The 15,797-nt window shown below is 43.5% G+C and carries 12 protein-coding genes and 1 riboswitch; all 12 genes read right to left on the reverse strand.

What is annotated here, in order from left to right; translation table 11 throughout:
• Positions 1–40: 40 nt before the first annotated feature.
• The 12 genes from carB to BrL25_RS02720 all read right to left on the reverse strand — a co-directional run bounded on the left by carB (position 41) and on the right by BrL25_RS02720 (position 15,375).
• Positions 41–3,253 (reverse strand): carbamoyl-phosphate synthase large subunit, encoded by a 3,213-nt coding sequence (gene carB / locus BrL25_RS02665; RefSeq protein WP_018671812.1) that lies wholly within the window; start codon positions 3,251–3,253, stop codon positions 41–43.
• Positions 3,237–4,334 (reverse strand): carbamoyl phosphate synthase small subunit, encoded by a 1,098-nt coding sequence (locus BrL25_RS02670; RefSeq protein WP_018671813.1) that lies wholly within the window; start codon positions 4,332–4,334, stop codon positions 3,237–3,239. Before BrL25_RS02670 ends, carB begins: the two co-directional genes overlap by 17 nt.
• Before the next feature lie 19 nt (positions 4,335–4,353).
• Entirely contained in the window at positions 4,354–5,637 is a 1,284-nt protein-coding gene (locus tag BrL25_RS02675) for a dihydroorotase (RefSeq protein ID WP_018671814.1), read from the reverse strand.
• The gene (locus tag BrL25_RS02680) at positions 5,604–6,548 is read right to left on the reverse strand and encodes an aspartate carbamoyltransferase catalytic subunit (protein WP_018671815.1); all 945 of its coding nucleotides are present in this window, start codon (positions 6,546–6,548) and stop codon (positions 5,604–5,606) included. The genes BrL25_RS02675 and BrL25_RS02680 overlap by 34 nt, the downstream gene beginning before the upstream one ends.
• A gap of 39 nt (positions 6,549–6,587) precedes the next feature.
• Complete coding sequence (locus BrL25_RS02685; RefSeq protein ID WP_026315169.1) at positions 6,588–7,952, reverse strand: solute carrier family 23 protein; 1,365 nt, start codon at positions 7,950–7,952, stop codon at positions 6,588–6,590.
• Positions 7,953–8,114: 162 nt separating this feature from the next.
• Positions 8,115–8,654 carry a bifunctional pyr operon transcriptional regulator/uracil phosphoribosyltransferase PyrR gene (gene pyrR / locus BrL25_RS02690; RefSeq protein ID WP_018671817.1) on the reverse strand — a complete coding sequence of 180 codons (540 nt, stop codon included), beginning with the start codon at positions 8,652–8,654 and terminating at the stop codon, positions 8,115–8,117.
• Between the two features lie 272 nt (positions 8,655–8,926).
• A complete protein-coding gene (locus BrL25_RS02695; protein ID WP_018671818.1) occupies positions 8,927–9,859 on the reverse strand; it encodes an RluA family pseudouridine synthase in 933 nt (310 codons plus the stop codon).
• 42 nt (positions 9,860–9,901) lie between these two features.
• Positions 9,902–10,369 carry a signal peptidase II gene (lspA, locus tag BrL25_RS02700; RefSeq protein WP_018671819.1) on the reverse strand — a complete coding sequence of 156 codons (468 nt, stop codon included), beginning with the start codon at positions 10,367–10,369 and terminating at the stop codon, positions 9,902–9,904.
• A gap of 98 nt (positions 10,370–10,467) precedes the next feature.
• Positions 10,468–11,145 carry a serine/threonine protein kinase gene (locus BrL25_RS02705; protein WP_018671820.1) on the reverse strand — a complete coding sequence of 226 codons (678 nt, stop codon included), beginning with the start codon at positions 11,143–11,145 and terminating at the stop codon, positions 10,468–10,470.
• 228 nt (positions 11,146–11,373) lie between these two features.
• The gene (locus tag BrL25_RS02710; protein WP_018671821.1) at positions 11,374–12,801 is read right to left on the reverse strand and encodes a phosphoglucomutase/phosphomannomutase family protein; all 1,428 of its coding nucleotides are present in this window, start codon (positions 12,799–12,801) and stop codon (positions 11,374–11,376) included.
• A gap of 188 nt (positions 12,802–12,989) precedes the next feature.
• Positions 12,990–13,649, reverse strand: coding sequence for a DUF4912 domain-containing protein (locus BrL25_RS02715; protein WP_018671822.1), 660 nt, complete (start codon positions 13,647–13,649; stop codon positions 12,990–12,992).
• Between the two features lie 325 nt (positions 13,650–13,974).
• A complete protein-coding gene (locus BrL25_RS02720) occupies positions 13,975–15,375 on the reverse strand; it encodes an amino acid permease (protein ID WP_372486631.1) in 1,401 nt (466 codons plus the stop codon).
• A 222-nt stretch (positions 15,376–15,597) separates the two neighbouring features.
• A riboswitch (Lysine riboswitch) is annotated at positions 15,598–15,786 on the reverse strand.
• Between the last annotated feature and the right edge of the window lie 11 nt (positions 15,787–15,797).

A 15,797-nucleotide genomic window follows, 5' to 3' on the forward strand; every position in this document is an offset into this window, starting at 1 on the left:
GATAAGCACGTCCCCGTTCTAAGTCAACTCAATTTTTCTATTACTGTGTTGCCAGTACCTTTCCCATCTGTTGTTTCGGCATTGCCTCTGTAGAGAATGTGATTGTTTCCAATACATGCAAGATAGCGCTTGCTGTATCCAGAGATGTCAGACATACTGCCCCGTTCTCCACGGCCTCACGACGAATGCGGAACCCATCACGCTGTGGTGTTTTGCCTTTCGTTAAGGTGTTAAGCACAAGATTTACTTGACCTGTACGGATTTCATCTAGCAAGTTCGGAGTGCCTTCCGATAGCTTTTGTACACGACGGACCGATAAGCCTGCCTGCTCTAAGTAGTCAGCAGTTCCATCCGTCGCTAGTAGATTAAAACCAAGCTGTTGGAAACGCTTTGTGATCGACAACGCTTCCTCCTTATCCTTGTCAGCTACTGTTACCAAAAGAGTTCCTTTGGTTGGAATATTCATGCCAGCCGCTAGCAAACCTTTGTAAAGAGCTTTAGCTAGGGTAGTCTCACGTCCCATTACTTCCCCGGTGGATTTCATCTCTGGGCCTAAAGTGATGTCCACACGGCGTAGTTTTGTGAAGGAGAAGACAGGAACTTTTACAGAAACCATCTTTTCTTCAGGATGATAGCCTGTAGTAAATCCTTGGTCGAGAATGCTGTAACCAAGAATGGCTTTCGTCGCAATGTTCGCCATTGGAATTCCTGTTACCTTAGACAAGAATGGAACTGTACGGGAGCTGCGTGGGTTGACCTCGATGACATAAGGCTTGCCTTTATAGATGACAAACTGGATATTGAGTAAGCCCTTGATGCAGAGAGCACGCGCTAGCTTTGTAGTCATGTCGATGATCTCTGTCTTCACTGTCTCTGATAAGGATTGCGGCGGATATACTGCAATAGAGTCACCTGAGTGAACCCCTGCACGCTCGATGTGTTCCATGATACCTGGAATCAAAACGTTCTCTCCGTCGCAAATCCCATCTACTTCTGCCTCAATCCCTAGCATATAGCGATCAATTAGTACAGGATGCTCTGGATTCACTTTTACTGCTTTTTTCATATAAGAGATTAGCTCTTCTTCGTTATAAACAATTTCCATCGCTCGTCCTCCCAATACATAGGAAGGGCGAACTAGCACAGGGAAGCCTAATGAGTCAGCAGCAACCACAGCTTCTTCTACAGAGGTCACTGTTTTCCCAGGTGGTTGAGCTATATCAAGCTTTCGCAGCAGAGCTTCAAACTTCTCACGGTTCTCAGCTGCATCAATATTTTCTAGGCTTGTACCCAGGATTTTGACACCACGTTTAGCAAGCTTATCAGCAAGATTGATCGCTGTTTGTCCTCCAAACTGAACAATGACACCTTCTGGTTTCTCTTGGTCGATGATGTGCATGACATCCTCTATATACAAAGGTTCAAAGTAAAGCCGGTCAGAGGTATTAAAGTCTGTCGATACCGTCTCAGGGTTGTTATTGACAATAATGGCCTCGTATCCAGCCTCTTTCAAAGCCCAGACCGCATGGACTGTAGAGTAATCGAATTCAATTCCCTGCCCAATGCGGATTGGACCAGAGCCTAGCACGATTACGCGTTTTTTACCTGTATCAACAAATTCATTTTCTTGCTCGTAGGTCGAGTAATAGTACGGTGTTTGCGCTTCGAATTCGGCAGCGCAAGTATCTACCATTTTATATACAGGCTTCATTCCCCATTGTGTACGTAGATTATAAATCTCCTCTTCTTTTTGTCCCGTACATTCTGCGATTTTCCGATCGGTAAAGCCAAGTCGCTTTGCTTCATACAGAGCTTCCTGAGTCAAGCCAGATTCGGCTAGTGTTGTTTCATAAGCAACAATATTCCAGAATTTGTGTAAGAAGAAAAGATCAATCTTGGTTAACTGATGAATTCGTGAGATATGATAGCCACGGCGCATCGCTTCTGCTAGTAAGAAAAGGCGTTCATCATCTGCAATCACCAGACGTTGTTCTAATTCTTCATCAGTAAGCTCTTTTGCCTCTGGTATTTCCAAATGGTAGCTTCCGATCTCTAAGGAGCGGATCGCTTTCATCATAGATTCTTCAAAGCTACGTCCAATCGCCATGACTTCGCCCGTTGCCTTCATCTGCGTACCAAGACGGCGATTGGCTGATTGAAATTTATCGAAAGGCCAGCGAGGAACTTTGCTAACTACATAGTCTAGGGTTGGTTCAAAACAAGCGTAGGTTTGGCCAGTTACCGGATTCTTTAGCTCATCTAGGGTATAGCCAATAGCGATTTTTGCCGCCATTTTAGCAATCGGATATCCTGTGGCTTTGGACGCTAATGCCGAGGAACGGCTGACACGTGGATTTACCTCAATGACATAATATTGAAAGCTAACGGGATCGAGCGCATACTGAACATTGCATCCACCCTCAATTTGTAAGGCACGGATAATATTCAATGCAGAAGAGCGCAGCATCTGATATTCACGATCAGATAACGTTTGACTTGGAGCGACAACAACAGAATCACCTGTGTGTACACCAACTGGGTCAATATTTTCCATGTTGCAGACTACGATACAGTTGTCGTTAGCATCACGCATCACTTCATATTCTACTTCTTTCATTCCTGCAATACTTCTTTCAACCAAGCATTGAGTAATCGGGGAGTATTTTAAACCACTTGTGACGATTTCGATCAACGAAGCCTCATCTTCACAAATACCTCCGCCTGTTCCACCGAGCGTGTAGGCGGGACGAACAATGATTGGGTACCCAATTTCATTGGCAAAATCAAGCGCCTCTTCCACCGTACTAACAATCGCGGAATCAGGTACTGGTTCATTTAGCTCTTGCATAAGAGAGCGGAACAAGTCGCGATCTTCCGCTTGTTTAATTGAGGTCAGTTTTGTTCCCAATAGCCTTACATTCTCTTCTTCAAGTACACCCATGTCTGCTAGAGCTACTGCCATATTTAATCCTGTCTGTCCGCCCAATGTTGGTAACAATCCATCTGGTTTTTCCTTACGAATGACCCGAGCTACGAACTCAGGTGTAATTGGCTCAATGTATACTTTGTCAGCCATATTGGTATCCGTCATAATCGTAGCTGGGTTGGAGTTGATTAGAACCACCTCCATCCCCTCTTCTTTTAATGCTTCGCAGGCTTGCGTTCCTGCATAGTCAAACTCCGCCGCCTGTCCAATTACGATAGGACCAGAGCCAATCACCAGAATTTTTTTCAGATTATCTATTTTTGGCATACCATTTCTCCCCCTTGGATTGTTTCATCATGTCTAAGAATTGGTCGAATAAATAGCCTGAATCGTATGGACCAGGTGCTGCTTCTGGGTGGTATTGAACAGAGAAAGCTTGCTTTTCAGCATTACGCAATCCTTCAATGGTACCGTCATTAAGCGCGAGATGTGTTACTTCTAATTCTGTTCCGATAATAGAAGATTCGTTTACAGCATAGCCGTGGTTTTGGGACGTGATATATGTACGTCCGGTTAGCAATTCTTTTACAGGATGATTGCCTCCACGGTGACCAAATTTCAATTTTTCCGTGTCAGCTCCGCTTGCAAGAGCGAACAGCTGATGACCTAAACATATTCCAAATAATGGGTATTCACCAAGGATTTCTTTCACCATCTGAATAGCTTGCGGTACATCTTTAGGGTCACCTGGGCCGTTTGACAGCAATATGCCATCTGGTTGCAGTCGGCGAATTTCATCTGCAGTGACGTTATGTGGAACCACTACCATGTCGCATCCTCGCTTGGATAATTCCCGCATAATGCCATGCTTGCAACCAAAATCTACTAAAACCACACGGTCACCACTACCTGGACTTGAGTAAATACTCTTTGTTGATACCTGGGCAACCTGATTGGTCATTACATCCGTACTTTTCAACTGAGCAATCAATTCCTCGGCTGGTCGCTCGCTGGTAGTGATTAATCCTCTCAAGGTTCCAAAATGACGGATTTTACGTGTTAACATTCGTGTATCTACACCTGAAATACCCGGAATTTCATAGGCCTGTAATAGTTCATCTAAGGTTTGTGTCGAGCGCCAATTGCTTGGCATATCGCAATGCTCTCGTACAACAAAGCCATGGATAAACGGACGAACCGCTTCTAAATCATCGCGGTTAATCCCATAGTTACCAATCAAGGGATACGTCATGACGACGATCTGTCCACAATAAGAAGGATCGGATAATACCTCTTGGTAGCCTGTCAATCCAGTGTTAAATACCACCTCACCAATGCTTTCATTGGTGGCCCCCATCGCTTTCCCTATACAAATCGTTCCGTCTTCTAATATCAAACGTGCTTTCATGCCGTTATCCCCCTTATCCCTACTTGTTGTTGTATACAATTTCTCCATCTACCATCGTGAGTACAGTCCATCCCCTACATACCCAACCAGCAAATGGTGTATTTTTGCCTTTACTTTTAAAATGATCGGGATTAATGCTTCTCTCAGTCGTAAGATCAAATACTGCCAAGTCAGCAATTGCTCCTACTTCTAATTTTCCATAGGGTAGTCCAAACAGTTCGGCTGGTTTTGTAGCCATTTTGTCTACCAACTCAGCAAGAGTTAAAATTCCTTTTTCTACAAGATGCGTATAAAGGAGTGGAAATGCCGTTTCTAGTCCGACTATTCCGAATGGAGCACGCTCCAATCCTTTTGCTTTTTCTTCTGATGTATGTGGTGCATGATCGGTAGCAATGATGTCAATGCTTCCTTCTTTTAGTCCAGCGATCAAAGCTTCACGATCCTCACGGGAGCGAAGTGGTGGATTCATTTTCCAGTTAGAATCTAGACTGTCTGGAATATCCTCATCACATAACAACAGATGGTGTGGAGTTACTTCCGTTGAAACGTTGATGCCTGCACGTTTACCATCGCGTACAAGGCGCACCGATTCTTTTGCGCTGATATGACATACATGATAGTGAACCCCCGTTGCTTCTGCTAGTAGAATATCTCGGCCGACATGCACGGATTCTGATGCAGACGGGATACCTGGTAGCCCATACTTGGCTGCTGTCACCCCGTCATGTAAAGCCGCACCCGGAGGCAACAAATCGTTGTCTTCGCAGTGTGCAACGACGGACATTCCTAATGCTTTAGCCCGTTTCATTGCTTCTACCATCATTTTAGTAGATTGCACTCCTACCCCATCATCAGTCAGGGCAAAGGCTCCGGCTTGTTGTAAGGCCGCAAAGTCTGTGTGCTCTAAACCAAGTTGCCGTACTGTAATGGCAGCGTAAGGCAAAACACGTGCCATGTTCGCTTGCTTTGCTTTATTGAGGACGAATTCTACGGTTTCAACACTGTCGATCACTGGGCGTGTATTTGGCATGCAGGATACCGTGGTGTAGCCACCCGCCACTGCTGCACGTGCTCCCGTTTCAATCGTTTCTTTAGCTTCAAATCCTGGCTCACGGAAATGCACATGTACATCCACTAGACCTGGGGCTACGAAGTGTCCATTCAATTCCACCACTTCATGATCTGCTTCTACCTCGATGTTACTCTCGATTTTAACAATGCGATCTTCTACAATTAACAAATCCTTGATCGAAAGTTCACCTTGTTCGTTTAGCAGTTTGCCATTTTTAAGGATGATTCCCATGTGCTCATTCCTCCTGTCATCATTTTAGCGATTACGGCCATGCGTACAGCCACCCCATTTGTAACTTGGGGGAAAATAACCGACTTCTTACTTTCTACCAGTTGTCCATCAATCTCCACTCCTCGATTAAAAGGAGCCGGATGCATAATAATTGCATTTGTCTTCATCATGGCAGCTCGTTCCAACGTAAGTCCATAAGCCTGATGATACGTTTCCTTGGATGAAAAGAGCTGACCAGTATGACGTTCTAGTTGTACCCGTAGCATCATTACCACATCCGCTTTTGCTATGGCTTCCTCCATCCCCACCACTCTTACACCTTCTGGCAAGGCTGTCTGATCACGCAACAACTGATCTGGTCCTGAAATCATAAGTTTAGCGCCAAGCTTAGGTAGTGCATCCAAGTGCGAACCGAACACTCTGCTATGGCGCAAATCACCAATGATCGCTACCTGTAACCCTTGAATGCCCCCGTGATGCTGCTTCATTGTCAGTAAATCCAGTAAGCATTGAGTTGGATGTTCCATCGTGCCTTCCCCTGCGTTTACAAGGTGCATGTTCAAGTTTTGTTCGTTAGCAAGCTCAGTGAATAATCCATTTTGTCCTGTGCGAATAACAGCTGTCTCTACCCCCATCGATTCAAGTGTTCGCAAAGTATCATAGATTGTCTCACCTTTGGTAGTGGAAGAGCTGCTATCACTAAAATTCAATACGTGAGCACCCAAACGTTTTTCCGCTACTTCAAAGGAAAAGCGGGTTCGCGTACTTGCTTCGAAAAATAGGTTAGCTATGAATCGTCCCTGCAATAGATTGATATTTTCGTTTGGCCTTGCTGCAAAGTATTCCGCTTCTCGCAAGATTGCTTCGATATCACCTTTACTAAGGTTTTTTATTCCCAGCAGATTCTTCATTATCCTCCACTCCTTCGCCTGTCTGGTCTGTCATAATGCTTATGCTGCCGACTCTACTTGATCCTTGTGCGCCTCACCCATCGCAGATTCTTTTCCAGGTAAGATCGCATGTAGGAAAATTCCTATGAAAGTAGCAAATGCTACATTATCAATCGTTAAGTTCGTCAGGAAGCTTTGCCAGAAGGTAACTCCCTCAAAGCTAATTTTGTATCCACCGATTCCTGTTACTAGAATGGAGGCGGCAATAATCATGTTACGTTTATTTGAAAAATCTACTTTATTTTCAACATACATCCGGAACCCTTGGGATGCGATAATCCCGAACAGTACGATCGAGACTCCACCAAGTACCGGCGTTGGAATGGTTAAGAGAAACGCGCTAATTTTTCCACAGAAGGAGAATAAGATCGCGAACACTGCCGCTAGGCCAATGACTGCTCGACTATAGACTCGGGTGATTGCTAGAACACCCATGTTCTCGCCATAAGTCGTACTAGGTGGTCCACCGATAAAGGCGGCAACCGCGGTAGCTACACCATCACCTAGTAAGCTTCGGTGCAAGCCAGGTTCCTTCATTAAATCACGATTCATAATTTTACTTGTTACTAATAAATGACCCAGATGTTCTGTTAAGGAGACAAATGCAATCGGTGCAATAATTAGGGCCGACAACCATGCTCCTTTATCCATCATGGCAGTTGTTAGCAAGCCTACATGCAAGTGTTGCGTAAACATTTCCGGTAAGCTGATGAAAAGTGGGGCATTTGTAATGGAAGCCCAGTCAATCAATTCAGCATGTCGTAGGGCTGTATAGCCGTATCCACCAATGATTCCAAGCAAGATGGGAATCAGTGATAAGAATCCACGTAGCATAACCGCAGCGATAATTGTTACCAGCAGTGAAACTAAAGAGATTTCAATAGAAGTGAGCGAGATTACTGACTTTCCCTCTACTGTTACTTTTGTAGCCATATCGACAGCTACTCCGGCCAAGCTCAAACCAATAACCACGATGATGGATGCAATCACAACTGGAGGGAGTAATCGATCTAGCCAGCCTACCCCAAATTTTCGTACCATTGCTGCTACTAGCATATATACCAGACCCGATAAAAAGCAGCCCAATAAGGCAACTCCTTGCCCGTATGTTGCAGTCACCGTAATGATTGGTCCGATGAAAGCGAAGGAAGATCCAAGATAGTTAGGAATTTTTCCTTTTGTAATCATCATGAAAATTAGAGTACCTAAACCACTCGCGATCAATGCAGCTGATATATCTAAACCGGTTAAGATTGGGACTAGTACTGTGGAGCCAAACATTGCGAATAGGTGTTGAATACTAAGTGGTAATAAACGAGTCAAAGCTGGTGTTTCATGTACGTCTACAAAGTCTTGTTTGCTCATTATCTCCCCTGCTTTCTGGTATTTTTTGCACAAAAAAACCTCTTCGTGTGTACACAAAGAGGCAGGTCCAAGCACAGAGGTACGCATACCTCCAGCGTTAGATCGTGTCCCCTTGCTAACCTCACGGGATTAGCCTTAAAGAGGCGATATATAGTTGTCGATTCATTCTTCTTTTTGCATCAGCGAAACTTTATCCGTTCCATCTACTTCTTGTAATTGTACAGCAATAATTTCAGAACGGGACGTTGGCATGTTTTTGCCCACATAATCAGGTCGGATGGGCAATTCACGGTGTCCACGATCCACTAATACAGCGAGTTGAATCATCGTCGAGCGTCCTTGATCCACTAAGGCATCCAGAGCAGCTCTGACAGTACGACCTGTATACAGCACATCATCCACCAAGATGACCTTTTTTCCTGTAATCTCAGGTAGTTTCGCACCATGAACAATTGCTTCCGATGACCTGTGTGTCAAATCGTCCCGGTACAGGGTAATGTCCAATTCACCAAATGGAAGCTGTACATTCTCAATTTGCTCGATTCGTTTGGCTAAGCGTTCTGCCAAATAAATACCGCGAGTTTTAATGCCGATGATCACACAGTCCTCTACGCCCTTGTTACGTTCAATAATTTCGTGAGCAATGCGAGTTAAGGCTCGTCTAATAGCTGCTTCATCCATCATAATGCTTTTTTCGTTCATTGGAGTTGCTCCTTTCAGCAGAAGTAGATGACCTTTACAAGACACGGGAGGCTACTATCTGCTAGCTTGTGTTCTTCTTGGTGGTTTGACACACAAAAAAAGCTTCTTGTCTCACTGACAAGAAGCTTCGTGCGTACATAAAGAAGGGCATAATTATCCCAACCATATCTACGTTATTCACCGTCGCCCTTGCCAGCCTCACGGGACTGGATTTAAAGGTTACCTTTTGTTACGAATGATTATGTCATACCTTTTTATATCTGTCAACACATTTAACTTTTTTGCTCACGTAAGAACTGAATCTCTGCTTGCAATTCCTTTGGCGTTGGTGCCTCGAATTCCATGTATTCACCTGTACTTGGATGAATGAATCCTAGTGTTTTCGCATGCAAGGCTTGACCATTGATATCCAGTGTTTTTCGAGGTCCATATTTTGGATCACCAGCTAACGGATAGCCAATATATTTCATATGAACACGTATCTGATGAGTGCGTCCTGTCTCTAGCTTTAATTCCACAACGGTAAAATCCTTCAACCGCTCCAGCACGACAAAGTGCGTCACAGCAGGCTTACTATTACCAAAAACAACTGCCATCTGTTGACGATTTTTGGGATCGCGTCCGATTGGCGCATCAATAGTTCCCATCTCATGTGGGATTTCCCCGTGAACAAGCGCCACATATTTACGATTAACGGTATGTTCCTTTAATTGAGCAGCCAAACTCGCATGAGCCTTATCGTTCTTGGCAATCATTAATAACCCAGATGTGTCTTTATCAATACGATGAACGATACCTGGGCGCATCACACCATTAATGCCAGATAAATCCTTACAATGGTACATGAGGCCATTTACTAACGTTCCTGTATAATGACCCAACGCGGGATGCACGACTAAACCACGTGGTTTATTTACAACCACGACATCAGAATCTTCATAGACAATATCTAAATCCATCTCTTGCGCTTCGATCTTCAACTCTTTTGGAGGTGGCACACGCAAACTGATCTCATCATCCACTGCTACCTTATAATTATTTTTAATCGGAGCATCATTGACCGTAACTCTTCCATCTTTTACCCATGCTTGTACTTGAGAACGAGACCATTCTCCTTCTTGCATGGTCAAAAATTTATCAATGCGTTCCCCTGCTTCTTCTTTTTCCACTGTCCAATCATAACGTTCAAAAGTTTGCTCTGTCATCTATAAGCTCCTAAATGTATTCATTCTAATTGTAGTATGCTCTTACTTGCTGGAAGAATGTGATGGCTTGCGAGATTCCATAAAAATATCAATCAGCATCACGGCCACACCAAATGTAATTGCCATATCGGCTACATTAAAGATTGGGAAGTTGATAATGACAGCGTGTAAAAAGTCCACTACTTGTCCCGTTGAAACCCGATCAATAAAGTTACCGATGGCTCCACCCAATACGAGTGATAAGGCAATGGACATACGCGGATTGCTTTTTCCTTGTTTGTAAAGAGTATAGATAATCCCAATTACAACTAGCGTAGTGATAATAATAAAGAACACGCGACGGTTCTGGAGCATGCCAAACGCAGCACCCATATTACGGTGTGAAGTTAGGTGGAACACATTTTCAATCAACGGAATTGATTCTCCATATTCCATGTACTTCACCACGAGATGCTTGGTCCATTGATCCAAGGCAATAACCGCGAGCGCAATTATGTAGTATATATACATAACAGCCTCCTTACATAAATGGCGTAGAGTAACACCGCAAATTGTACCACAGGCAAAATCAGTTGGGCAATTTTTTTCAATAACTTCCTGCTTGTTTATTAGATAGAGCTCTTTTTATGTCTTTCTTTATGTTTCATGGAAGTCAAACCTTTCAGCTTCCGATAAAAGCGATACCCTTTGCGTACCAGATCAAGCGTCCACAATGGAATTTTGATACGCCGATCTTTAAGATAAGGGTAATAAATACGATAATAGGCACTTCTAATATCCTTCCATTTGCGATCTTCCCCCGGATGGATATAGTCGCTCACATCTATGATATAGGCATGTCCTTGATACATCAGAACATTTTTACCATGCACATCTTGAGGGTATAATCCCTTCGCTCTCGCTTCATCTAGTGCCTCGTCTACTTCTTTTATTACATTTTCAGGAATAGGGATTCCATAGCGTACACAATCAAACAACGAGATTCCTCTCATACGCTTGATTACTAGATAATTTTCCCCCTTCTCATAACAAATCGGATAATACTTTGATTCACCTAGCCGACGATATACCTCACTCTCTTCTTCAATTCCTGGCTTTCCTGGTGCATATAGTTTAACAACAACGTCAGGATAGTCAGGATGACAGAATACACCTGCGTAATTACCAGTTCCAACAATCTCCCAGGGATGAGGAGCATAAAGGACTTGAACAGGGTCATAGGGAGAAGGTGAGTCCAATACTACTTCTTCTAAAAAACGTTCTAAAAGAACCTGCTCCAATTTCATCGGTACCCTCTCTTCATCTTCACATCTTAACTGTTATTGTAACAAAGAAAGATGCGAGAAACATTGTTCCTTTTATCAGAGTAATTTTTTCTAGAAAGAACTTTTCGCCATGCATTTCATTTGACCTGCATACTTTTTACTGACATGAGAAAAAAACCAACTCACTAGAAGCCGGTTTCTTTCAAATCATTTTTTCTTATCTGTGGTTAAAAGCTTCTGTTTGGTCAATTAATTAGTTTCCTCAAACCAATCCCTCACAGCCTCTTTCAGCCGTTCTAACTCTTCTGACCCCGTTGCCTCACAATAAATCCGTAATAATGGCTCCGTGCCAGATGGGCGTATTAATACCCAGTGTCCACCTTCTAGTAAGAGCTTAAACCCATCCTGTGTATGAATAGCTTCGACCGCATACCCGGCGATCGTGTGTGGAGGCTTCTCTTTAAAACGAAGTAAAAAAGCTTCCTTTTGTTTAAAGCGAATGTCTAGCCTACTACTATACATACGTCCAAATTGGCCGTGGATATCCGCTTTAATCTCGTCTAAGCTCTTCCCCTCGACTGCACACATTTCCGCAATTAATAAATTCATTAAGATTCCATCCTTCTCAGGAATATGCCCCAGAATACTCGCTCCTCCGCTCTCCTCACCGCCAATAAGCACATTGCCTCTGAGCATTTGTGCCCCAATATATTTAAACCCAACAGGTGTCTCGATTAATTCCAATCCATAATGTTCACAAATGCGATCTAGTTGATGAGTGGTTGCTACCGTCCGAATGACTTTACCCTGACCATTTCGGTTTTTAACCATATGATAAGTCAGTAGCGTAAGCACTTCATTTGGAGATAGATACCTCCCCTGTCGATCCACGACTCCAAACCGATCTGCATCTCCATCGTTGGCTACACCCAAATCCGCATTCTCGACCAACACTTGACGAGACAATTCTGCTAAATGATGTTCATTTGGCTCTGGTAGACCTCCGCCAAATAACGGATCTCTTTCTTCACGGATGCTTTTAACCGTAACTCCAGCCTCCTGTAATAGAGCACTCATATACCCACTCCCTGCCCCATGCATGGCGTCTACGACTACAGTTAGGTTTGCTCGCTGTAATACATCCATTCGAATAAGCCTGCGAATGTGCGCCTCATAGTGAGGCTTCAAGTGAATGGGTTGATATAGCTTACCATTTTTAGCCTCCTCGATGGAGCGTGTCTGTACCTGTTCTCCACTCACCTCAATCTGTTGAATCAATACCTCTAAACGTTGGGTAATATCAGGAGAAGCTGGCCCTGCATATTCGGGAATATATTTGATTCCATTGTATTCTGCGGAATTGTGACTAGCTGTCAACATCACCGCCCCGCTTACTCCAAAATGCTTTACCCCAAAGGCAACGACAGGGGTTGGTGTCGGCTCACTTACCAAAAAAGAAAGAATGCTGTGAGCTGTCAACACACGTACAACCTCTTGGGCAAACATTCGTCCCATAAAACGAGTATCATAGCCCACAATTATTCCCCGATCTATCCATCCATTCTCCTCTGTATAACAGGCAATTGCTTTTGCCACTGTCCGTACATTTTCCATCGTAAACTGATCTGCCATCACAGCTCTCCAGCCATCTGTTCCAAAAATAATCTGTTTTTCCATTTGATTCCCTCCACACTAGACAAGTAATAGTCGGGTCAAATACTCCATTTATACTTTATGAAGGGAAATAGTAGGATAGAAGGTTTTAGCACATAAACAAATAAAAAAGCGGCACGCTGGCCGCCTTTAATAAATGTATGTATTCTCTATTTCTTCTCTAGACATCGGGGGTGCCCTCCCCTGATTCTTTACCATGCAGCGTACCGGTAAGCTGTCAATGTCACGCCTTCAGACCGCATGATCGGACAAAATTGGCCAGAAGCATAAAGCCCAAATTCTGCTACATACTGTTTGCCGGTTTGCAAATGTTCAACATAGCAAGATTCTGCTTCTTCTTTCATGTACACGTCTTTATACCCCACTTCCCTACTAGATGACATGCTTTCCTCCACTTCATAAAGACGAATTCCTTGTGTAATATTCGCCCAATCTTCATTTAGGTACCCTGCAATCATATGCAGGCGATATTTAGAAATATACCAATGGATATACACAGTATCAGGTGCCGTTGGGATAACAGCTATGATAGGGACTCGTTTTTCATCATCGGCAGCTCTCCCCTGCGCTTGTTCTGCTAAAAAATCTTTCGCCTGAGTTGTATAGCTCTCCCCTCTGTCCGTTTCCAATGGATAGACAGCAGGATAAAAAGGTGGGCTTACAACCTTTCCCATGAACAAATTAACGAAGGACTCCTCTGCTACGCCGTTGCTGCTCTCTTTGTTAGCCTGCGACTTCAGTCCAAATTTGTGAAGTTGGTATCTCACTTGGCCAATGGTCATCTCGCACCTTGTAGCGATCTCTTGTAGTGATAGGGACTGCGCTCGCATTTGTAGGATTCTTGTAATCATGAAGGTTGTGCTCCTTTCTGCTTAACTCATTGCTCTTAAGTATAAAAGAGCTTATCTTAAAATCATGTCGAACGCTGAACGCATAACTTTTCTTCTTTTGTCGATACCATCTAAAACGTTCGGCATAGAGAATGGTCGTTCGACAAACTTTTTATCTTCACTAAATTTTTTAAAAAAGGGCAAGGCGAGGTATCCAAGTGGGTAAAAGACTCCTTAGAACCCACATATATACAAAAAACCACTCACAAGCTTCAGAATTTCTCCCTCATGCTTGGTAAGTGGTTTTCCTGTATTTATCTATCATGCTATGAAAAATTTCTATATACTAGTCTCTTACATGCGCACTGCTAAAATCACATTCTTTTAATTTTACAATCTTTGTTTTCTTGGTCCATTTGTATCCCAACCATAAGGCAAGGAAGATTGGAATACCGATATAGGATACCAGCATGGCGTTCCAATCAATTTGATCTCCAATAAATGCCTCGTAATTCTGTCCCAAAATAACAACCATACATAGTATAAAAGCAAACAGCGGACCGAATGGGAACCATCTTGCTTTAAACGGCAATTCACTTAAACTATGCCCTTGCGCCACAAACGCCCGACGAAAGCGATAATGGCTAATGGCAATACCCAACCAGGCAATAAAACCAGACATACCAGAAGCGTTAAGTAACCATGTATATACAACTCCATCACCGAAAAGAGAAGCGAAGAAAGCAACCATACCAACTGATGCTGTCATCAATAGGCAGTAGATCGGAATACCGCGACGGTTTAGTTTCATAAAAAATTTAGGTGCTTTCCCATCCTTCGCCATCGCCCACAGCATACGTGTAGAAGCATACATACCGGAATTACCCGCAGACAGTACAGCGGATAAAATAACAGCGTTCATCACAGAAGCGGCAAAAGCCAAACCTGCTTTTTCAAATACCATCGTAAACGGACTAATTGCAATCGTATCTATATCGCCACCCACCAAATTCGGACTGGTGTACGGAACTAACAAACCAATAACCAAGATCGCCAAAATATAGAACAACAGAATACGCCAGAATACTTGCTTGATAGCTTTCGGGATGTTTTTACGTGGATCATCGCTCTCTCCTGCTGCTACCCCGATTAATTCCGTGCCCTGGAAACTAAAGCCGGCAATCATAAACACCCCAAGGGCTGCCATAAAGCCTCCGTGGAATGGTGCATCACCAACGGTAAAGTTCTTAAAGCCAACAGCCTCTCCACCCATAATACCAAAAATCATTAAGATACCAACTATTAGAAAAATAATAACCGTTGCTACTTTAATCATAGAGAACCAGAACTCAGACTCCCCGTAACCTTTTACAGATAGATAGTTTAAACCAAACATCAAGGCTAAAAATAAACCGCTCCACAACATTGACGAACTATCCGGGAACCAAAATTTCATTAAAAGCGTCGCCGCAGATAATTCGGCTGCAATCGTAATGGCCCAGTTATACCAATAGTTCCAACCTAACGCAAAGCCAAGAGCAGGATCTACAAACTTGGTTGCGTAGGTACTAAAAGAGCCTGACTCTGGCATAAAAGCCGCCATCTCACCCAAACTAGTCATTAAGAAATACACCATAATACCAATAGCCAAATATGCTAAAATCGCGCCACCAGGACCTGCTTGGGAAATGGCTCCACCACTTGCAAGGAATAGCCCTGTACCGATAGAACCGCCAAGAGCGATCATAGTAAGGTGACGAGCCTTTAGACCACGCTTCAGTTCTTGTGGTTGTCCCCCGTCTCTAGTAGCCGATGTGTTTGTTGACCTTTCGTTCCTTGATGTTGCTTGTGGCATAAAAAAACACTCCTTTGTCTGTTCATAGATACATGCAAGGAAGGAGTGGGAATATAAAAAATCCGCCAATCAAAACCTGACGACGGATTTATACATGACCCGCATCATACCTTCCATGAAGATAGCACAACACGCTTATTCGGCAAATAAACGTGACAGTTCTGCCCCTTTCGGAAACAGCCCCAGCCTGTACATTACAGAGTCTTTGTACAAACTTCGGCGGTCTTTCCTTTCTGATGGAGTCTACAACTTCTCTGTGTCTCGTCCAGCATACTCTTAAATACCGCAACCTCTACCTCACCAGATATGATGAG

Source organism: Brevibacillus laterosporus DSM 25 (assembly GCF_002706795.1).
GTDB classification, from domain to species: domain Bacteria; phylum Bacillota; class Bacilli; order Brevibacillales; family Brevibacillaceae; genus Brevibacillus_B; species Brevibacillus_B laterosporus.